This window comes from Ravibacter arvi (genome assembly GCF_039540405.1).
GTDB classification, from domain to species: domain Bacteria; phylum Bacteroidota; class Bacteroidia; order Cytophagales; family Spirosomataceae; genus Ravibacter; species Ravibacter arvi.
Genome location: NZ_BAABEY010000024.1, coordinates 36,999 through 59,152, shown reverse-complemented (window position 1 = coordinate 59,152; position 22,154 = coordinate 36,999). Strand labels below are relative to the sequence as shown.

Genomic DNA, 22,154 nt, shown 5'->3' with positions numbered 1-22,154 from the left:
CAAAAGTAAAAATAGGCAACCCAATTATCAATCAAAAAGTAACGAAAAAAAAGTGCTATATTAAAAAAGTTTATATTTTATCAAACGAAACAAAATTTTGATACCTATCGAAAAAGTTCGTTAATAATTTAGGTTTCATACATAAAGACAATTCGATGCCAAAGTCGAGTACTTTTCCTAACCTTTACAATTGTTCAAGAGTCTTAAACATCCAGCTCCTAAAGAAACACGGCTATTTAAAGTCTGATCAAATATTGACGGGATTTATCACATGGCGATCAGAAATAAGAACTACAGCTTGTGTGTCATTCCTGGTTAACACCTCTGCTGCAGATTATTACATGGAACTCTCATACTTCTGTGACGAAAACCTGGTTAAATATCGAGTTAGTCTAACTATCGCGCCTTCCAATCTGGGAAAAGGAACGATCTGGTATTTCGTCTGTCCCTTAACCGGCAAACGTTGTCGAAAGCTATACTTAATAAATACCTATTTTTTGCATCGAACTGCCTTTAAAGGATCTATGTACGAACAGCAAACCTTAAGTAAAAAAGATAGAAAAACAGACAAAAGTTTGATAGTGTTTAGATTATGCAAATTGTATGATCAACTCAATACACCTTATTTTAAAAAAAAATATGCGGGAAAACCCACAAAAATATACCAGCGTTTAATGGAGCAAATAAGGTTTTATGAAAATATATTAATCAAAACGGGGTGAGGGATGACTTTTTAGAGTGATCCCTCTATCCCTGATACAGTTTATTTTCAACGACCCGACTTATATCACTTAGGCAGCCTGCCCATCCACATATTTCGGAGCCTTACAGACAATCAAAATGAATTTTTGGCTTCTACTTGTCGATCATATTCATATTTCACCATCGACCAGTCACAATGCATTTTTATCAGATATTTTACAGAAAAATCCGTCATTTCGCTAAAAATTTTAATATTTTTACTCAAGTAACCACTCCTACTCCATTCCTGAATTGCATTGTAAACAATATTTGTATTGTCGCTATCAAAAGAATCAACAAGCTCAACGATGGACTCCGCCTGCCGATTTATTTCATAGACTACCATTGAAAAATCGTCTTTCCATTCAAACAGTGCATATCTTTTTAGTGTATTTTCATATTCTTCCGGAAAATTATCTTTTATATAAATTGCTTCCGAATTCAATCCTTGGCCATTTGACAAGTTTGAAGAAAATACAATTGCTATTAAAAACAATATTAATTTCATATTTATAATCATTGTATAAAATTTAAAACAATAAATACTTTACCACTCGCTTGACTTATTCTTTTTTGAAGAAATTTTCATACTTAATTTTAAATCATTAATACGAGATTTTATTTCATTATCCATCTGATATAGATAATAATTGAATGTCTTTTTCGCAGATATACCCATAATTTTTTCAGTAGAATTTATCATTCTTTCGCAAGGGCCAAAATCCTGAATTCTACCCGCCTGCACATATTGCCCCGTATGATGGAAATCCGTTATCTCAAATCGATATCTACCATCTTTAAAATAGATGGAAATCGTATAATTAATATAACCACTTTCATGAGTCCCCAAAGCCTTATGATAGACCTGCATCAAAGCCTTTCCGACAATAGCACCTCCCTCCTTGTCTTCCATTTGAATAATGCTAGTTGAAGGCTTATACGCTCTTGAAAACCACTCTTTCGCCCTGGTAAAGAGTTCGTACTTGTCTGCGGAATCAGCCACATAGACTACTTCTGAATACGTTATCTTTTTCGTACTTTTATCTATTGGAAGTACGGGAGCGTCTTTTTGTCCAAATGCATAGTTTCCTAAAGAAATCAAGAGAATACTCAAGAGAAGGATATTTTTATTCACCATATCAGTTTAAGAATTTAATTGTGATTAATTATAGACAGAAAAAACTCTTCATTTAGAACCAAGATTTTTAAGTATGTTTTGATACTCTTCTCTAGTTATTAAGCCAGCTTTATACTTGTCTTCCAATATTTGTAAGTCAGATACAGGTCGAAAACCAAAATCTTGCTTTTGTTGCTGAGCCTCTAACATTTTCTTTTGAAATTCAATCGTACTATTCTTGGTTGAAGCAAGTACAACTAAAATACCCACGAGAGGAGAAAAGAATAGGGACACCAAGAAAGCAGCAAATCCGCCAATTTTACGACTTGCTCCCATAGATGCTGCAACAAAGGATAAAATTATCCAAGCAATAAATACTACCATGTTATAAAGGATTTATATGCTATTAAGAAAGAAAGCAGATTGACTGCTAGAAGGTTTCTATTGAATAAAGCTTCTATACGATTTAATTAAGTGAGACAATACCGGTACCTCTCTGACCTTGGTGAATATCGTCTCTCCAGGTACATTCCCATCTGGCTCACTTTCATACCTGCTATCACCTGATGCGTAAAGAAGTTGACCTTTCAACTCTCCGATAGACTTAACTCCCTAAAATGATATTTCCCGATGAGAGGCATATCGCTAGGCCTACATCAGCGTTCTCTTTGCAGGAGCTAAAAAGGATGGGGAAGACCAAAGCGATCAGTAGGTATACTATCAGACGATCTTTGGAAGGAACAATAAAACGAAGCATGTTGTGGTAATTTGGAGGTTTATAAAAGAAGTCGGCGTAGCCTATCTAATGCAACTCCAGGCTTACCACGGCCTATCCGATACAAAAGACACAACTACGCCTTGTCGGCGCATTGCATCCCAACTGCATCGGACTTCTTGAGTGGTAATTCGGAGTCTCAGTAGGGGCAATACCAAATTCGGTGTGCTACTTTAGCACATGACACAAATATACTAGTTTTTTCTATCCCACCGCAGCAGTATAACGGCAGAGCATAAAAAGTGGCCGCATCTACTTTGGAGGAACTTAGCCATCAAGCTATACCCTTCTGCACTAAAGTAGAAGCAGGTTAAAAAAACAAACATTTAGTTTACCTGCAAAGGGATCTATCCACGTAAACCTTCCTGCCGGTTCCTCCAATACAATAGCAACCTCCACGAGGCCCCGTATAATACGTCCGATAAGATGCAGTTCTCGCACGTTGTGGCGGAGGTGAGGGATCTACAACAGCATTATAGCCCGGAGAGAGATTAGATCGTGAACTATTTCCTTTCGCTCTTTTCTGCTTTTATAGAAGGCTGGTTCCTGCTGGTCTTAAGGGTATTCGCGTGTATGAAGCGATAAATGATATTGTCCCTGATTTGGAACTCGGAATTATGAATGAGAAACCCTTTCTTGAATTTAAGGAAAAATTTCTGTCAAATGAGCTTGAAATTTTGGAGTAACGGTTCCGGGATTTGCGTTGGTTGGCTTTTGAAACCGAAAACTGTCTACCGACAGCAACGTTTACTAATTGTTCAAATGTTTCTATTCACACTATCAGCCCACTGACGCAAAGCCCGTGTTAGCGGCAGTAATTACTTCTTATAAAATATACTTTACTGATTCATTATGTAGACCATCAAGGTGGTCGTCCCAAAGACCATGCGTTGCCATGCGAGTTTTTATTTCTGAATACGTATCATTGGAATGAAGTATTGTTGAACATGTCGCGGTATAAATACTATCACATTGGCATTCCAAAAGAATGTCCTCAACAATATTCTTAAGCTTGTTTCTTCTTTGTATAATTTTATTTGCTTCAAAGCCCTCAAGTCTTTCCATAGCTTTCTCAATTGTTTTTTCAAGTGCTTCACCAACCTCAAATCTTTTCTTTACTGCGCGTTCAGTGTTGTTCAAATCCACAACATCAATCGTTGATTTACCTTTCGTGTCTTTGTCTTTAAATCTGTATAGCCTAAACTTTAAATGGGTTGAGGGGTAATTAATAAATGGGTTGATAATCGGATCTGTAATAACATCATGAGTACTTTTTGATCCATTGCATCTTTTACATGATGGTAAAAGATTATCCCACTCCATTACTTTGTTTGGGTTACTATCTTTATCTTCGAAATGCTCAACTTCCATGTATTTGGATTCCTCCTTTAAGTCGCATTCACAATAAGCGCATTTACCATTACTTAAATCAAGAAGACTTTCCTTTAACCAATCTATATTCCAAACGTTTGTCCTATTGGCTATGAATTCCGCTGTTTGAGAAGCTACAAATGTCGGTGTAAGTTGAATAGGTGTAATATTTCGTTCGATTTTTATCATTGCTATCTAAGACCAGCTAATTGAAATTTCAGTAATTTTCGCAGTGTATTTTCAGGATGAAGTAAATCATCAAGATGACCAAATATTTCATGGGCTTTAGTTGAGTCTTCATTTTCAATAGCCTTGTCGAATTCGGAAATAAATTTGTTAAAAATTTTTGTCCTAATATTATCCATTCCCATTACATCCGTTAAAACTTCTTCAATAGTCCATCCTTGAAAACCAAAAGTGGTATTCGGTAATGCTCTCTGAACAACATTGTTGTTGTCAAAGCCAAGAGCGATAATTTGCTTTGGTTTAGCAGTTTGTATAACATGTGGACTATGAGTTGAGGCAAAAAATTGCGCTTTTGGAAAAACCTCTAATAGAATATCAACAATTTTTTCTTGCCATTCAGGATGTAGATGAAGCTCGATTTCATCAATCAAAATAATTCCATTAAAGTCCTCGGCATTTATTTTTGGGTCTTTAAATCTAAACTCAATTTCTTTAATTATTCCGAACAGTATCGAAATAATTGACTTAAAGCCTGAAGATAAATATTCATAGTAGATTTCACCACTAGGTGTATTTATCATTATTTCATTTGATGATGCATTTACTTTGCTAAAAGAAAAGTCCTTATTAAGCAAAGAAAAACACCGTTTTGATAACTCGAAATTCTTAACTTGTTCTGCTGTTAATGCTCCAGCATGAGGAGAATACAAATAGCGATTTACAAACCAGTTTTTTATGTCGGTAAGATTTATTCCATTAATTGCATCATTCCAAAGAGTATGATTTTCTTTATTTGTGTCTTTGGAAACAGATTGAAGAGATTTATATTGAAAAGTACGTGTCGTCTTTAATGAAATTAGCCCACTTGTTTGACGAAAAAAACCTATAATATTAGTACTTGTTTCAGGAATAAATGTGTCAAACTGAATCTCTTTATTTTCAATCTGTCCATCAATGTCAATCTCAGCAGAAATTTTGCTTATTTCAGATGCAACATTTCTTTTCAAAATATCTGTTTGTCCATTCGAGAAAATGTGAGCTATTGATTCCAACAGAGTTGTCTTGCCAATCCCGTTCGGCCCGCAAAGAATATTCATTCTTTCATTAAAAGAGAGGTCAAGCGATTTAATTCCTCCAACTCCTTCTATTTTAAGTTTGTTAACTCTCATTGTTTAAGTGTCTGTGGTATTATTGCTGCTAACTTATTATTGATTTGTTTTTTTGCAAAACCAGCGGGGGGGGCTGTATGCTTTGTGTAACTGATGGTTGAACTATCTACTAGCTCGCGTTATTGTATTATTCCTGTTTTCTGTGAAGAAATGGAGTCGATCCTAACGGTAGTTATATGCTATGACCTTTTTAACGCAAAGTGTATATCCGAATTTTTCTACTGAAAAAGGCCAATAGTTCGGCCATACTGCCAGAAAAGAAACCGAAATCTCTCGATTTTCGGCCTTTCTGTGGAGGAAACGAGATCCGAACCTACAGTGCTTTGATCCGATTTGGTCTTGCCGTCCCTTTCTGCGTGACGATATTGAAAGCCGCAAAGTGAAACCCACAGTGGACAGACCGCCAAGGATTACTGACAGTTCAAACTAAAGGCAAATGAAAAGCCCGCTGCCCGCTTTCTTCTTGTCCTGAAAGATATTAGATTGCTTTATACGGAAAGAGACACTCCTACCGTTAGCAACGAATCCCTCGTCAGCCTGGCTCTTTTTATTGCTGTTGGCAAACCAGGGGAAATGAAGACCAAAAAACTAGTTTATCAGCGTTTTGAACCAAAACTCGGCAAGCTAGTTTCCCGGCTTATCCTGTCTCGACTAGTTTTCCAAAGTTTCTATCACTTTTGTACCCTATTTGTACCCTAATATCATAACTTACTCATAATCAATATTAATTACTTTCTGTATCGGAAAGTAAGAGATAGTTTATATAACACCAATTGAGCAAATAGGTTCCAGGGATATCTTCCCAATTGCGCTTTGTTTTGAAGGGGGGATATCTGTCTGATAGCGTAAGATCAGGCAAAGTGTTATTTGCAAATTACATAATTGCCCTAATTGTGTAACTCGCAAATAACACTTGTACTTTTCACAAAATACCTTGGCTCCTACACAACATCAGTACATTTTGGAGAGTTTTGCCTGTCTCAATGTCTCTAACGGTCTTCCCATTGTTTTTTTATCCAAAACCCCAATCATTGCACCTTCACAATGTCGATATAAGAATCTACCCTTGTAGCATTTGTTCTCACATTTCGCCCGGGACCGGTAAAAAACTTTATAAAAAACAACGCTCCACACTCGGGGCCGCTTCTTTAAATATTCATACTTTTATAAAAAGTTCACTTTTATTCATTTCTAAACCAATTACTATGATGAAAGGCTATTGGCTCTTTTGCCAGCTTTCGCTGCTATGCTCGATGGCAGCATACGGGCAGTTTACAGCTGGGCCCGGGGGGATTTTCATCGGGGCCGGAACCGCAGTATCTATCGACGGTCTTACGTTGACCCCATCGTCCGATTTTACGGCGGCCTCCAGGACCCTGACCGTCTCACCGACGCCGGTCCCTGGTTCGCCACCAGGCATTGCGCGCGTGTACCAATTCGATCAGCCCGTCAACTTCGCGGGCAATGTAGGCTTCTACTACCAGGCAGGCGAGCTGAACGGCAACGCTGAAGAAACACTGCAGCTTAATTACGGAACAGCGGGTGCTTACACTTCCGCCCCGGGTAGCACCGTCGACGAGACAGCGCACTATATCTCCAACACCCTGCCGGCTGTGACGAGCTTTGACGGCCTGACTGCGGCACAGGAAGGAGCATTGCCCGTAAGGCTGGCAGACTTCGTGGTGAGAAAGACCGAGCATGCGGTCATGCTGAACTGGCAAACCGCTTCCGAAGAGAACAGCGCATTCTTTGAAGTACAGCAAAGCCGGGATGCCACGAAATGGAATGTACTCGGCAAAGTAGCTGCCGCCAACCAAGGCAACAAGGAAATGAACTACACATTCCGGGACAATGCCACCCGCAGCGGCCTGCAGTACTACCGCCTCAAAATGGTAGATATCGATGGTACGTTTGCCTACAGCATAATCCGTAGCCTGCAACTGGGCCATACCGCCTGGGTAAACGCATACCCCAACCCCGCGGTAAACCTGGTGCGTGTAGACATGGCCGACAGCAGGGAAACTGCCAGCCTGAAAGTAGTTAACCTCGCCGGCAAGCCGCTTTTCGAGTCGCCGAGAGAAGAAACATCGCACGAAGTGAATATGGAAAGTTTCCCGGCAGGCATCTACCTGTTTTTGCTAAAGGCCGCTTCAGGCAAAACAGAGGCAGTCAAAATCATCAAACAATAACAGCCAACTTTTCGACTGTTACCAAGCTTAATAAATTCAATAGTAAAAATTACAACGTTCATGAAAATCAGTATCAGCTCCAACCGTACCCGGCCGGCCGGAAAGATGAAAGCGGCACTTGTGACTGCAATGCTCGTCTTGTTTGCATTTGCAGCCCAGGCCCAGGTGGGTATAGGTACATCGACACCTGACGGAAGTTCTCAACTCGATATTACCTCTGCAGAAAAAGGGATATTGATCCCGCGAATGAGCTCGACCGAGCGTGGCAACATTGCCAACCCCGCACAGGGCTTGCTTGTGTATCAGACCGATGCCCCAATCGGATTCTACTATTACTCCATAAATACATGGACCAGGCTAACCAACACGGCCGATATCGCGGCTCCTGCATCTCCTGTTATTCCCAGCGGCTATGCGGCAAATACCAATGGTCCTGCCATTCCCGTAGTATTAAATGGCACTGACATTCCATTTCCGAATGCGCAGAAACTATCGGACGGCTTTACCATGGACGGAACAAACACTGTAATGACTGTTGCCAATGCCGGTCGTTACCAGATTTCCTACAAGATGAACACCACGGCGGCTTTGCTTATTTCGGCAAGAGTACGCGTCAATGGCGCTGATTTGGCAGGATCGCTTGTAAATCCATTAATAAGCGTAAACAATTTCGCCTCAACAGTGATCGCGGATCTGCCTGCAGGTTCAACTATCCAGGTGCAGTTCTTCGGGCTCCTGGGCATAGCAGTCCTCGCAGGCGACGCATTCCTCTCCGTTGTAAAACTTCAATAGGCGAAATGAGTACAAGTTCACCAAACAATGACAATTCCATCTCATGAGAAACCAGTGTAGCTTCAACGTTATTATATCCTCCCGGAAGTGGAAGGGAGCATTATTAACTACGGTTCTGACATTCTTCGCACTCACCACCAATGCGCAGGTAGGTATCGGGACTACCACCCCCGATGCAAGCGCCCAACTGGATATTACCTCTACTGTCAAAGGCGTGCTCGTACCCCGCATGACATCGGCCCAACGGGCAGCGATTGCAAGTCCTGCTGACGGGCTGCTGGTTTACGACACCGATACAAAGGGATTTTGGTACAACAAGACCGGTTCTGGCTGGACACAGCTTAACAATGCGGCCTTCGCATTGCCTTATTCGGGCATCGCAACCAACCCGGCACCTCTGTTCTCGGTTACCAACCAGGGGGCCGGTGCTGCACTGGAAGGCATAGCGACCGGTACGGGCCCGGCCGGGCGGTTTGAGAATACCAGCACAGCCAACACAACAGGCAACGTACTGGACGTCAAAACCAACGGATTGGGAAACATCCCGGACAATACGCAGGGTAATGCCTCCTCCTTCCTGGTGAACCATAACAATAGCGTAGGGGCTGCCGTGCGCGCGGAAGTAGGTACGATTTTCGGCAACTTCGGCGCCGCAGCGGTATATGGCACTTCTTCCGGTACCGGGGGATTTGCGGGCCTGTTTCATTCATCCAACACCTCAGGTAACGGCAAGACCCTTGTGGCCATTTCGGATGGCAACGGCGATGCTGTTACCGCCAACGCGGCCAATGGCGGCAACGCCATCGAAGCAAACATTGATGGCAGCGGTGATGCAGTCCATGCCTGGGTACCCAGCTTCGCCACCGGAAGAGCAGGCCGGTTTGAAATTTTTAACGAAGACAACGAAAATGAGGTGCTTACCGTCACTACAGTTGGAAACGGGATCGGGGGCAATTTCAAAGTAGACCGGGCAACAGGCACATCTGCGGCCGTAAAAGGGGAAGTGAATTCGATGTTTGCCAACTTCGGGACTGCCGGTGTGATGGGTCTATCTTCGGGCACCGCTGGTTATGCCGGATTATTTTACTCCTCCAACCCTGCAGGAAACGGCCCCGGAGTATTGGCTCTGACCGAAGGAAGTGGAAACGCCATCACCGCCGCTGCCGGTGGAAACGGGGATGGAGTGGAAGCTACCGCAGATGGCGGCGGTAATGCAATTTTCGGGTGGATCCCCAATTTCGGCACCGGGAGGGCGGGCCGGTTTGCAAATTTCAACGTGGCAAACGGCAACCCGGTTCTCCAGGTTAACAACTCGGGCACGGGGAGCGCCTTGTTGATTAATCACACAGGCGCCAGCGGTAACGTGGCTGCTTACCAAAGCGGCGGGGCGAATGTAGCACGCATCAACAAAGCAGGCAGAGGCTTTTTCAACGGCGGTACCCAGAACAGCGGGGCAGATATCGCAGAAGCGTTTGATGTTGTAAGTGACCCGTCCGAATACGAGCCGGGCGATGTTTTAAGCATTGCAACCTCTAAAGACCGTACCGTCGAAAAAAGCACCGGCGCCTACAGCTCCATGGTATTAGGTGTATACGCCACCAAACCAGGCGTGCTGCTTACAGAAGAAAACATCGATAGCGACCTGTCCGGAAAAGTACCAATGGGCGTAGTAGGTGTGATACCGACCAAAGTATGTACCGAGGGCGGGGTAATCCGGCGGGGCGATTTACTGGTTACTTCCTCGATACCCGGCGTTGCCATGAAGGCCGATCAACAAAGAGTAGAAGCCGGTCAGATTCTGGGCAAGGCCCTGCAGAACTTCGAAGGCGACGGGGTAGGCAAAATCAACGTATTCGTCAATGTTAAATAGAAAAACCCATCAAAAACCATGAAATACTATTTGATCATTGCCTTACTGGCATTAACAGGCGCAGCGGCAACAGGCCAGTCCAGGTTCAGGACCGATGAAAGTATCATCAGCCAGCTAAAGAACGGAACTGCGCCCGGGCTTGTCTTCAGCACGGAACCAGCTGCCAAAAAGGAGATCACTCCGCGGCCTGTGAGTACCCAAAAAAGCATAGGCCGGCAAATACGCAGCAATACCGTACCCGGCCTGCAATACAAAGAAGAAGCAGGCGGCACAAACGCCGAAAAGGTAATGGATACCCGGAGAGAACCTACCCCCTCATTGGATGGAGTGAAAGCCGCCGACGGTCAAAAGCCAGCCGAAAAACCGACGACCGGCCAAAACGCCCCCTAAAACAAGTTTGTCCCGTTATAAATTTGTTCCAAATTTATAACGGGACAAACTACCTCCGGCCAGGTTCAGGCCGGGATCTTATCTCTCCTTAGCTTTGAAGCTTTTTCTTTGACACGCCGGGAAAGAACAAAACGAAAATGATCAACACCACGATCGACCCGATCGCCGGATAAATCCAAATTCCCTGCCAATCGTGAGCGATGCTGCCTACCGGCTGTTCCAGGGTATGATAGGCTTGGGAAAACCCTGCTAAATGGGTTCCGACAAACGCTCCTACCCCCCAAAGAATAAATGCAATGAGTCCCTGCGCTGCTCCGCGTATTGTCTCGTTTGCTTCCTCGTCTACGTATAGCTGCCCTGCAATGAACAGGAAGTCGTAGCAAACCCCGTGAAGCAGAATCGCTGCGAAAACGAAAACGGTTTGAAAAGAGACTGAATCCACGCTGCCGGCCAGTAAAAAATACCGGATGGCCCAGCACAGAATCCCTATAAATATTGTCTTTTTATACCCCAGGCTTCTCAGGATAAAAGGTAGCAGCAACAGGCAAATAACATCCGAGACCTGGGCAAGGGACATCTTTGCAGCCGAATAAGTCCACTGTAGCTCTGTAACATACAGGTTCATGTTCACAAAGTAGAAATACAGCGGAATACAGATCAGGAACATGCACACGATAAAAATGGCAAAGGACGGCTTCTTGAAAAGGGCAAGCGCGTCGAGTCCGAGGATATTGGCAAGACTAACGTCCTTGCCGGTTTTCTTGGGCGGCGTATGCGGCAGCGTAAGGGAGAACAGGCCGAATAGCACCGAAACGGCGCCAGCGAGGTAGAATTGAACCGCCGATTGTTCGCCCTGGAAAAGAATGCTGAGCGTTAGCCCGCCGACGATCCATCCCACGGAGGACAGCGCTTTGACCATCGGGAAATCACGCTTCTGATCCGTAAGATGATGTAAGGAAAGGGAATTCCCTACTGCCAGTGTAGGGACAAAAGTAGTGCAGTACACAATTAACGTGGGATAAAACGACCCGAAGGTCTTCATGCTCGGGAGAAGAAATAACAATGCACCGCCCAGGATCCCGAGAAGGGCGAGAATTTTTTCGGACGCGAAATACCGGTCGGCAAGCAGGCCCACGAAAAACGGCGAGATCATAGCTCCAATCGCGAAAGCGCCATAGGCCAGGCCTATTTGTGCACCATCGAACTCGAGTGTTTTACTGAGGTACGTCCCCATACTTACGTACCATGAACCCCATATGAAATATTGGAGAAACATAAAGGCAGCAAGCTTAATTCTGATTTGGCTTTGGGTTTGGGTTTGGGTTTGGATCATAACTATTTAAGGTATTAGGTTTAATATCGTATAAAGAAAAAAGAAAGTCTCAAATACTCCCTGTCGTCACCCCGGTAACACCGAAAAATCCTGACCTGTTTGATTATAACGCCCTGTAGATGTTGTACGAAAAAAGGCCTTCGACGAGCTCAGGCACCGTCCGGATGGTGCCTGAGCTCGTCGAAGGCCTTTTATACCCGCTCGAGAATTGGATAGAACCCGTGCATCCGGCCGGCCGGCATAGAAGCCGGCCAAATCAATGCCGGAATTTCGCCCGTTCATCCTCATCAAGCCCATGGGTAAACGTCACCCAGGTGACCACTTTCCCTTTTCCAAAGTCCGACTGTGACGCGTAAATCCAGCAATGAGGACTATAAAGAAAAAAGGAATCACAGACAGCTTTACGGGCTTCTCCATTTGCCTTATTTCACCGCAGGCATCTGGGCCAGCTCAATGCGGTACGGTACGCGTATACCGGCCTCGCCAAGCGCCTTTTTGATCTCGCGGTAGGAATCAAAATAAACATCCCAATAGGTCACATCGGTCGCGTAGGGTCTGACATCCAGAATAAGGCCGCTCTCCCCGAAACTATTGATTTCAATAGTGGGTTCATCCGGCAGGCGTGCGGCAACCTTGTCCAAAGCGCCTCTTATCAGGCCTTTTATTTTCTCAAAATCCTCCTCGTAAGGTACGGCCACATTCAGGTCTACACGCAATTTTCCATTGGCCGTAAGATTGGTCATGATGTCACTGGTAGCCAATCCGTTAGGAATAATTACCTGCTTGTTGTCGGGTGTCCGGATCACGGTATTGAAGATCTGGATTTCCTCCACATTCCCCAGTGTACCTTTCAGCTGCACGAGGTCGCCCACTTTATAGGGCTTAAAAATCAATATCATAATGCCGGAAGCGAAATGGCTGAGCGAACCCTGGAAAGCCAGGCCTATAGCCAAACCGGCGCCGCCCAGAAGCGCAATAAATGAAGCCGTCTTAACGCCGATACTGCCGGCTACACTGATTACCACCAGTATTTTAATCACCGCTATCACAATCGAAGTCAGGAAAGGTACAACGGTGCTGTCCATACCTCTCTTGACCATAATCCGTTTGAGGAAAACCCCCAGCTTGTTGGCTACCCAAAAACCAATAAACAGGGTAAGCAGTGCGATAATGAGGTTGGGAGCAAAATCAATGAGCTTTTGCGTCAAATATTCTGCTTTTGAGAATAAAGTACCTGTATTTTCCAGCATGTTCTTAAGAAGTTAATGATAGTGGCAATGGGACGAATAACGATATTGGTTTGATAATTTCCAAATCAAATTTTCTGTCATTTCTACTGTTAGTTAACTAACTGTGAGCGAAAAACGTCACGCACTCTTCCCGACCGGGAACAGGAGAAACTCACTACCGACTGCCTTTTCGCATAGGATTGGCCGCCCGATTTCTTTAAGGTGGTACGAATCTCAAATCGCTCTTTTCTGCCGAGCGCTGTATTTGGAAATAAAGGTTCCATAAGATACGTTTGCACCATCAAGAAAATGACATTACTGAGCGACGAAATCCTGGTAAAAATGCTGAAAGCCGACGACCATGCAGCTTTCAGGGAGATTTACAAAAGATACTGGAAATCGCTTTTCCTGGCAGCGCAGCGGAAACTGAAATCGGAAGAAACCTGCGAAGAACTGGTGCAGAATATCTTTCTGGCTATCTGGGAAAAAAGGGATACCCTGCTCATCGAGAACCTGCGCGGATATCTTTTCAGCGCTCTGAAATACCAGGTCGTTGATCAACTGCGCAGGGAGCTGCTTGCCGAGAAGTACTCAGGTTTCCTTCAGGCCAAAGAGGAACAATACGAAGAAACTCCCGAAGGAGCGCTTCATTTCCGCGACATCTCAGCCATTTTCGAAAGCATCTTTGCACAGCTCCCGGCGAAAACCTCGCGGGTCTTCCACCTTAGCCGGATAGAACATAAATCCACAAAAGAAATCGCAGCCCTTCTCGATATCCCGGAACGTACAGTAGAATATCATATTACTCAATCGTTGAAAATACTGCGCCGGCAGCTTAGTGACTTTCTACCCCTCTGGATCATTGTTTGTTATAAATTACTGAATGGGTAGTCTCTGCGAGACCTTGGTCATCTGACATTTTACATTTCTAGCCAGAGCTGCTCCCGACAGGAATATGCGCAGCGTCATAGAAAATGTTCTTTTTCAATAAATTACGCTAACACCGCCTCTCTTTATATAACTTTTAAAAGAAAGCATAACACAAACCTGCGGACACTACCTGTTTCTTCGACTTAATAGTAGCGGGAGAGATAAGCAGGAGGATGAAGGTTACGGAGACAGCGAATATCTGTAGACGGTTGCCCGCCAAGGATTCAAAACAGTGAAACGAAGTCAGAATGAGCCATAGTACCTTTACAGATTTGTTGAAAAAGTACCAGCTTGGTACCGCGACCGAAAACGAGCGGAAAGTGGTCGAGCAATGGTACGCCTTAATAGAGGAAGAACCCCGTTTTCTCCAACCCGACGAATGGGAGACGCTGGAAAAACGACTATGGCTGAAACTGGAAGAGAAAACACACTCCCGGCGAGGTTCCGGGCAGATAAAAACCACGAGGAAGTGGAGTCCCCTGGCCAGGTATGCAGTAGCAGCAGCGTTTTTACTTATTGCCACATTAACGGGTTTCCTGCTATTCCGGCAAACACCCGGGCAGGCTATCTCCGGTACCGCCACAACAACCCGGCTGAAATCGGTTCGGAATACTGATAAAAAAGAAATCCGTCTCACGCTGGAAGACAGTAGCATAGTTTTGCTGGCTCCCGGAAGCGAATTGTCCTACCCCGTTCATTTTACGAACAACAGTCGGGAAGTACACCTTTCAGGGGAGGCTTTCTTTATGATTGCCGAAGCAGCGGACCGGCCTTTCTTTGTCAATGCAGGCAAAATAACTACCAAAGTGCTCGGCACCAGTTTCCGGATCAGGTCGCGGCCCAACCGTTCGGAAGTCGAAGTATCCGTGCGGACGGGTAAGGTATCCGTGTATGAAAAAGCTCGGGAAAACGATAAAAAATCAGCTAAAACCAGCAACGGGGTAATTCTTACTCCGAACCATCAGGTGACTTTCCATGAAGACAACGGGCTGTTTATAACCGGCCTGGTCGAAAACCCCGAAATTCCTGAGACAGCCTTGGAGCCATCCAACCTTTTTGACTACCACGACACGGAGTTATCGAAGGTGCTCGACGATCTGAAAAAAGCTTACCACATAGATCTTGAGCTTGAAAAGAAATCCCTGGGAGAATGCCCACTGACGGCAAACCTCAAGCAAAAAGACCTTTATGTTCAGCTTGACCTGATTTGCGCCGCCATCCAGGGCAGTTACAAGGTAAAAGGAGTCACCATCCTGATCGATGGGAAAGGGTGTGAGTGACCGCGGCTTCAGAAGGAGACCACGATATTGTGCGCGATCCGGGAACATACCGGGCCGGCAACGTTACCAACATTTTACAACCCAATAGCTTTTATACTGATGAAATAGACTATCCGAAATCGTAAAAAAGCCGGCTATATTTCCACTATAGCCGGCCCGAAACTCCCCCGTCAACAGAATGGCAACCGCTAAGCTAACCATAACCCGGTGAGAGGGGATTGTTTTGTCCAATTCTCACATTCAACAAAACCTTGTAAACATATGAAAAAAAACAAAAGGGTACCCTGGATCCTATTCCGAATCATGAAAGCTTCAATTCTGCAGATAACGCTCGGGCTGATTTTCTCCGGAATCTCCTATGCTTACGAAGGTATGGCACAGGAATTTCTGAACAGGCCGGTTACACTGAAGGTGACGAAGGAGCGGCTCCATGACGTGTTGGACTCCATCGAAAAACAGGCAGGAGTGGGTTTCGTTTATAGCTCGAAAGCCATCAGGGCGGACAGGAAAGTGAACGTTAATGCCCAAAAGCTCCGGTTATCGGAATTGCTTTACCAGATACTTACCCCATTGGATATCAATTTCCGGATCATGGAGGGACGGATCATTCTCAACCCTGCCCATCAGCGGTTACCCACCGGAAATCCTGAAGCTGAGCCGGCAAAAACACACAGAACAGAAGCCTTTGCCTACCCCGTTATGCGCGAAATAAGGGGAAAGGTGCTTGACGAAAACGGAACGGGCCTACCCGGCGTCAGCGTGCTTCTCAAAGGCACCTCAAGAGGTACTGTTACCGATCTGGACGGTCACTTTGTGCTGAGTGACGCCGACGACAAAGCCGTCCTGGTTTTCTCTTTCGTAGGCTATGTCTCCCGCGAGGTAGAGGCCGCCAACCAGACCGCTATCGAGATCACAATGGAAGTGGATCAAAAAGCGCTGAAAGAAGTGATCGTAGTGGGCTACGGAACCCAGCAGAAAAAAGACCTGACGGGTTCGGTCATATCCATTGACCAGGAAAAAGTAAAAGACCTGCCGGTCGCCACCCTTGACCAGAAAATGATTGGCCAGGTGGCAGGTGTCCAGATCCAGCAGCTTTCAGGATCCCCCGGCGGCGGCACTTCTGTCAGGATACGCGGCGCGGGCTCCCTCGGCGCGGGGAATGAGCCGCTTTACGTGGTTGACGGGATGCCTTATTCATCGGGGCTCAACCAGAACCTCAACCCGCTGATGCTCATCAACCCCAACGATATTGAAAGTATTACCGTCCTGAAGGACGCCTCTTCAACCGCAATTTACGGATCACGTGGCGCTAACGGTGTGGTCATGATTACTACCAAAAAAGGCCAGTACAACAAGACACAGGTAACGGTTTCGGCCATGCGCGGTGTACAAAAGGTACCGAAAAGGGGGCGGCCTGACCTCATGACCCAACGGGAATTTGCGGAACTCCAGCGAAACAAGATAGAAATTGCCGTACGCAGAGCAGAAAACAGGGAAGCTACACTTGACGACTACCCGGAAGCGTACCGGTACCCCGAGCAGCTTTCGGGCAAAGGGACCGACTGGTATGACCTGATCCTGCAGGACGCTCCAATCGAAGACTACAATGTTTCTATCCAGAAAGGAGGAACCGACTCAAAGCTCGATTTCGGGATCGGCTACTTCAAGCAGGGCGGTGTACTGCAATATACGGGCGTTGAACGATACAGCGGCAAGCTCGGAGTAGAAACTGGCATCGGTTCGAAAGTAACCGTCGGCGCCACCCTCCAGCCTACCGTCATCGTTCAGAACCGAAGCAATACCAACAGCAACCGGGAAGACATTATCGGAGTGGCCAACTGGGCCAATCCGCTGCTTTCACCCTACGATGCGGAAGGAAACCTCATCCCCTACCTCGTTTCCCCCCAAAGCAAGTATCACTCGGCGTGGAGCTTCGCCAACCCGCTGTTCGTACTGCGCGAGACCACGCAGCGGGAAAAGCAATTCCAGAACCTGGGAAATGCCCATCTTACCTGGAATATCATTCCCGGACTCGAATGGAAAACCGCGCTCAGTACGCAATGGTCTACCAACAGTTTTTTCCAGTACACGCCCAGCACGGTCGGAGGATCCAATCGCCCGCCGACAAGAGGAACCGGCAGCTCCTCCAACAGCCGTTCCGAGAGCTTCAACTGGCTGATCGAAAATACACTTGCCTACAACCGCACTTTCGGCATTCATCGTTTTGATGCGGTCATCGGTTACACGGCTCAGAAAAATTCTTCCCGCGGGATCAACCTGAATGCTTCTCCATACACCAACGACCTGATACAGACCATCAATGCAGCCCAGGCCATCGGAAGCTGGGACGAAAACACCAATGCCTGGAGCATGATTTCCTACCTCGGACGGATTAATTACGGCCTGAAAGGAAAATACCTTTTCACGGCTACCCTGCGGTCGGATGGATCGTCTCGATTCGGCGCAAACAACCGCTTCGCTACCTTTCCATCAGTGGCAGGGGCCTGGCGAATTTCGGAAGAAGGTTTTATGAAAGCCCTTCCCGGTGTAAACGAATTGAAGCTGCGCGCCAGCTACGGTATCAACGGGAACAACAACATCGGGAATTACTCGCATCTGGCAGCCATCAACTCAGGAGCGTATGTCTTCGCCGGCAACCAGGTAACGGCCTCTTATGCAGGAATCGCAAACCCCAACCTTACCTGGGAAGAATCCAACCAGTTTGACCTTGGCCTCGACGCCGAGCTTTTTGACGGCAGGATCAGCGCCACCGTCGATTTTTACAACCGGCAGAGCCGGAACATGCTGCTCAATGATGTGATTCCAGCCATTACCGGCTTCAACTCCCAGGTGGTCAACAAAGGGGAGGTGAGGAACCGGGGAATTGAAATCACGCTGGCAGGGTCGCCCCTGACGGGTACACTCAGGTGGGATGTCGGCGCCAACCTCGCCTTCAACCGCAACAAAGTACTTTCGATCAACGAAAACAACGACCGCATTCTCTCCGGCAACAACGACAATAACCCCACCCACATTACGGTAGCGGGAAAACCGATCGGCCAGTTCTTTGGCTTCGAGCTGTTAGGTGTTTATACCGACGCCGACATGGACGATCCCAACGTGGTCAAATCCACCCAGGTATACCCGGGCAATCCTAAATACCGTGATATCGACGGCGACAAGATTATTAACGACCTTCTGGATTACACCATTATCGGGAGTCCGCACCCGGACTTCACATTTGGTCTGACCAACAACTTTACCTATAAGCGCTTCAACCTTGGCATCATTATCAACGGCCAGAAAGGCGGCCAGGTCATGAACGGCCTGCGCCAGACTGTAGATAACCTCCAGGGCTTTTTCAATGTCCGGAGAGAGTGGGTCAACCGCTGGAAAAGCAGTGACGACCCCGGCACCGGTATGCTCTACGGCGTGCCCAAGCTTACGCCCAGCTGGGGGCATCGCGTTAATTCGATGTGGGTGGAGGACGCCGGTTTTCTAAGGATCGCCAACGTTACGCTCGGCTATACACTTCCGGGTCATATTACCGAAAAAACAAAATTTATCAGCAGTTGCCGCCTGTATCTGACTGTTCAGAACCTGGCGACATTCACCCGTTACGAGGGCGCCAACCCCGAGGCACAGTCCCGAAACCTCAACAACACGCTCTCGCCCGGTTATGATATGTCTTCCTACCCGTTGTCAAGGACATCGTCAATCGGGTTGAACCTGTCATTCTGAGGTCCACTCGCCATCAACCATCACCATTCAACACCGGAAATAATGAAATTAAAATTCATATTCTTCCTTCCCCTTCTTCTGCTTAATGCATGTTCGGAGCGATTCCTGGAACTCTACCCGGAAAACAGCCTTAGCGAGGGAAACTTTTATAAATCTGACGTAGAGATAACCCTGCTGGTCAACGGCTGCTATGTCCCGATGCGGGACTACGAAAAAAACTGGCATTGGGTATTGGCCGAGCTTCCTTCTGACAACTCCAGCTTTCAGAACAACATCAGGACCGGCGAGGCGGTCAGGGGCGTTATCGATCAATTCATTCAGACATCCAGCAACCAGGCGTACGCCAATTTCTGGAACCTGTCGTATAACGGTATCACCCGCTGCAACAAAGTCATCGCCGAACTCGACAACCCGGCTATTCAATGGGCGGACGATAGGCTGAAAGAGAGAGCCGCAGGTGAAGTGCTTTTTCTACGGGCACTCTATTATTTCAACCTCGTGCGCCAGTTCGGCGGAGTTCCGCTGGTACTTGCACCCATTACTTCGAAAGAAGCGGTTGACTATAAAAGAGTGCAGGAGCAGGATATCTATGACCATATCATCAGCGACCTCCAGACATCGGCAACACATTTTGCCAAGACGGAGGCGATCCATGAAGAGGGCCGTGCCGGCAGGTATGCTGCCCTTGGGCTACTCGGAAAAGTATTCCTGACCCTTGGCCGTAACCAGGAAGCCGAAACCGTCCTTAAACAGGTAATCGACTCCGGGAAACACCGGCTTCGGGAAAACTACGCCGACCTTTTCAATCCCGCCAGCAAAGACTATACCGAAACGATTTTTGCGGTCCAGTATTCCGAAGCCAGCGCCGAACTGGCCCAAACCTTCATTTTCACTTTTGCCCCCCACACATCGGGCGGGGCAGTTACCAACCGGCCGAACATCGCGATCACGGCAGCCGGATGGAACCAGCCAACCCAGGACCTGATCAATGCGTTCGAAAAAGACGACAAAAGAAAGGCTGTTGCCATCGGGTTCTGGACCGGTACTGACTGGGACGGGCTGACAAGGCCCGTACCCTACTGCGCCAAATACAAACCCCCGGTTTCCGCTCCGGATTCCCGGTGCGGAGACAATCTCCCGGTGCTTCGCTACTCCGACGTGCTGCTGATGTATGCCGAGGTCCTCAACGAATTGGGCAGAACGGGAGAAGCCGCGCCATACATCTCGGCCGTAAGGGAAAGAGCCGGGGTCACTGCCGTCACCGGTTCTGACCAGGCCGCACTCCGGCAGCTCATCCAGGACGAACGTCAGCGGGAATTCTGCTTTGAAAATCAACGATGGTATGACCTCAAGCGTACCGGGAAAGCAGTGAGCGTAATGACGGCGCACGGACAGCGTGAAAAGGCTGCAAAACCATTCCTGTACCCGGAAGCCTACAACCAGATAGCGGTGAAGTTACTGGCGCCCATCCCGGCTAACGAAGTGTTGATCAATAAGCTGGAACAGAATCCCGGCTATTAGTTGTAAAATAGTGAGTTGTTAATCACCATCGAGAGTTATGAATTATTTGATTATGCTATTTGTCCTGGCAGCATCGGTTTGGCTGCCGCGACACGACACCGCACGAAGTGAAGTTCCCGTTGATCGCCCTAATGTGATCTTCGTTTTTGCAGACCAGTGGCGGGCCGAAGCTACCGGCTATGCCGGTAATGCCGATGTGATTACGCCCGTAATCGACAAAATGGCCGGGGAAAGCGTTGTATTCCACAATGCCGTAGCTACCATGCCGGTCTGCGCTCCCTACCGGGGTACCCTCCTGACGGGTCAGTACCCGCTTACGCATGGGCTATTTTACAACGATAAGCCCCTGGCCACCGATGCCGTTACTATGGGAAAGATATTCAAACAGAACGGCTACGCAACCGGGTATATCGGCAAATGGCACGTAAATGGTCATGCCAACGGCGAGCATCCCTTTGCCGCCCGCGACAAGCCGGTACCCAGAGAACGCAGGCAGGGATTTGACTATTGGAAGGTCAGGGAAGTGACACATGACTATAATCAATCTTTCTACTTCGACGAGAACGACCGGAAACATGATTGGGAAGGCTACGATGTGTTCCCCCAGACCGACAGTGCGATAGGTTTTATCCGCAACCACAAGCAATCACCATTTTTGCTGGTACTTTCGTGGGGACCACCTCACAATCCCTATCATACCGCACCCGAAAAATACCGGAAGATGTACGACCCGGCGCGCCTTTCAGTAAGGCCCAATGTCCCCCCCGCCATGCAGGATAGCGCCCGACAGATCCTGGCCGGCTACTATGCGCATTGTACCGCCCTCGACGATGCCCTGGGCAGGCTGTTGAAAGCGCTCGACAACGAGGGTATCGCCGACAACACCATTATTGTTTTTACCTCCGATCACGGCGACATGCTCCTTTCGAAAGGCGTGCTCCGCAAGCAACGCCCCTGGGACGAATCGATCCTGGTGCCGATGCTGCTCCGTTACCCGGCCCGTTACGGAAAAAAGCGGATTGACATTCATAAACCGATCGGCACACCCGACCTCCTCCCTACCCTGCTGGGTTTGTCAGGCATCGACATCCCGCGGAGCATCCAGGGGTCAGACGTTAGCCCGGGAATTTCCGATCCGGCGAAATACCCCGTAGATGGCGCGCTGATCATGCTTCCGGTACCTTTCCATGAGTGGCAATTTATGAACGGCGGTCGCGAATACCGGGGAATAAGGACCGAAAGGTACACCTATGTGCGAAGCCTTGCCGGCCCCTGGCTGCTCTACGACAACGAAAAAGATCCCTACCAGGAAAACAACCTGAGTACCGAGCCGCAATACGCGTCGATCCGGGAACAACTTGACCGGCAACTGGGCAAGATCCTCAGAAAGACGAACGATGAATTCCTGCCTGCTGATGATTACATGAAAAAATGGAATTATACTTATGATGGCAAAGACAGCCTTCGCCCGCCGGCTTATTGGGAGAATGTAAAAAGAAGAGCAGTCAAAACGAAGTAAT

Annotated in this window: 16 protein-coding genes and 1 pseudogene; 9 read left to right on the top strand and 8 right to left on the bottom strand. The window is 47.1% G+C overall.

Features of this window, described 5'->3' with window-relative positions; genetic code table 11:
* Positions 1–835: 835 nt before the first annotated feature.
* The 6 genes and pseudogenes from ABD852_RS12430 to ABD852_RS12410 form a co-directional block, all read right to left on the bottom strand.
* Positions 836–1,249, bottom strand: coding sequence for a hypothetical protein (locus ABD852_RS12430; RefSeq protein ID WP_345029294.1), 414 nt, complete (start codon positions 1,247–1,249; stop codon positions 836–838).
* 39 nt (positions 1,250–1,288) lie between these two features.
* Positions 1,289–1,879, bottom strand: a complete 591-nt coding sequence (locus tag ABD852_RS12425) for a DUF4468 domain-containing protein (protein WP_345029291.1) — start codon at positions 1,877–1,879, stop codon at positions 1,289–1,291.
* Between the two features lie 48 nt (positions 1,880–1,927).
* Positions 1,928–2,242 carry a hypothetical protein gene (locus ABD852_RS12420; protein WP_345029288.1) on the bottom strand — a complete coding sequence of 105 codons (315 nt, stop codon included), beginning with the start codon at positions 2,240–2,242 and terminating at the stop codon, positions 1,928–1,930.
* Between the two features lie 722 nt (positions 2,243–2,964).
* Positions 2,965–3,045, bottom strand: a pseudogene (locus ABD852_RS23075) (hypothetical protein); the annotation flags it as partial.
* Between the two features lie 413 nt (positions 3,046–3,458).
* On the bottom strand, positions 3,459–4,193 hold the full coding sequence (locus ABD852_RS12415; RefSeq protein ID WP_345029284.1) for an HNH endonuclease: 735 nt from the start codon (positions 4,191–4,193) through the stop codon (positions 3,459–3,461).
* 2 nt (positions 4,194–4,195) lie between these two features.
* Positions 4,196–5,359: an AAA family ATPase gene (locus ABD852_RS12410; protein WP_345029280.1), complete on the bottom strand. Its 1,164-nt coding sequence runs from the start codon at positions 5,357–5,359 to the stop codon at positions 4,196–4,198.
* Between the two features lie 1,205 nt (positions 5,360–6,564).
* Between ABD852_RS12410 and ABD852_RS12405 the strand changes: the two genes are divergently transcribed.
* Genes ABD852_RS12405 through ABD852_RS12390 form a run of 4 tightly spaced genes read left to right on the top strand, consistent with a single transcriptional unit; the run spans position 6,565 to position 10,600 of the window.
* A complete protein-coding gene (locus ABD852_RS12405; RefSeq protein WP_345029274.1) occupies positions 6,565–7,548 on the top strand; it encodes a T9SS type A sorting domain-containing protein in 984 nt (327 codons plus the stop codon).
* Between the two features lie 60 nt (positions 7,549–7,608).
* Positions 7,609–8,340 carry a BclA C-terminal domain-containing protein gene (locus ABD852_RS12400; RefSeq protein ID WP_345029272.1) on the top strand — a complete coding sequence of 244 codons (732 nt, stop codon included), beginning with the start codon at positions 7,609–7,611 and terminating at the stop codon, positions 8,338–8,340.
* Between the two features lie 43 nt (positions 8,341–8,383).
* On the top strand, positions 8,384–10,210 hold the full coding sequence (locus tag ABD852_RS12395) for a hypothetical protein (protein WP_345029269.1): 1,827 nt from the start codon (positions 8,384–8,386) through the stop codon (positions 10,208–10,210).
* Positions 10,211–10,228: 18 nt separating this feature from the next.
* On the top strand, positions 10,229–10,600 hold the full coding sequence (locus ABD852_RS12390; protein ID WP_345029266.1) for a hypothetical protein: 372 nt from the start codon (positions 10,229–10,231) through the stop codon (positions 10,598–10,600).
* An 88-nt stretch (positions 10,601–10,688) separates the two neighbouring features.
* Here the strand turns inward: ABD852_RS12390 and ABD852_RS12385 are convergent, their stop codons facing one another.
* Both ABD852_RS12385 and ABD852_RS12380 read right to left on the bottom strand, forming a co-directional pair.
* Positions 10,689–11,933: an MFS transporter gene (locus ABD852_RS12385; protein WP_345029263.1), complete on the bottom strand. Its 1,245-nt coding sequence runs from the start codon at positions 11,931–11,933 to the stop codon at positions 10,689–10,691.
* Between the two features lie 422 nt (positions 11,934–12,355).
* Entirely contained in the window at positions 12,356–13,183 is an 828-nt protein-coding gene (locus ABD852_RS12380; protein WP_345029262.1) for a mechanosensitive ion channel family protein, read from the bottom strand.
* Between the two features lie 288 nt (positions 13,184–13,471).
* On the opposite strand from ABD852_RS12380, the gene ABD852_RS12375 reads away from it, so the two are divergent.
* The 5 genes from ABD852_RS12375 (at position 13,472) to ABD852_RS12355 (ending at position 22,153) form a co-directional block, all read left to right on the top strand.
* Positions 13,472–14,053: an RNA polymerase sigma-70 factor gene (locus ABD852_RS12375; RefSeq protein ID WP_345029260.1), complete on the top strand. Its 582-nt coding sequence runs from the start codon at positions 13,472–13,474 to the stop codon at positions 14,051–14,053.
* A 287-nt stretch (positions 14,054–14,340) separates the two neighbouring features.
* Positions 14,341–15,372, top strand: coding sequence for a FecR family protein (locus ABD852_RS12370; RefSeq protein WP_345029258.1), 1,032 nt, complete (start codon positions 14,341–14,343; stop codon positions 15,370–15,372).
* A gap of 303 nt (positions 15,373–15,675) precedes the next feature.
* Positions 15,676–19,113, top strand: coding sequence for a SusC/RagA family TonB-linked outer membrane protein (locus ABD852_RS12365; RefSeq protein ID WP_345029254.1), 3,438 nt, complete (start codon positions 15,676–15,678; stop codon positions 19,111–19,113).
* 42 nt (positions 19,114–19,155) lie between these two features.
* Complete coding sequence (locus ABD852_RS12360) at positions 19,156–20,634, top strand: RagB/SusD family nutrient uptake outer membrane protein (RefSeq protein ID WP_345029250.1); 1,479 nt, start codon at positions 19,156–19,158, stop codon at positions 20,632–20,634.
* A 37-nt stretch (positions 20,635–20,671) separates the two neighbouring features.
* Positions 20,672–22,153 (top strand): sulfatase family protein, encoded by a 1,482-nt coding sequence (locus tag ABD852_RS12355; protein ID WP_345029247.1) that lies wholly within the window; start codon positions 20,672–20,674, stop codon positions 22,151–22,153.
* Position 22,154: the final 1 nt, after the last annotated feature.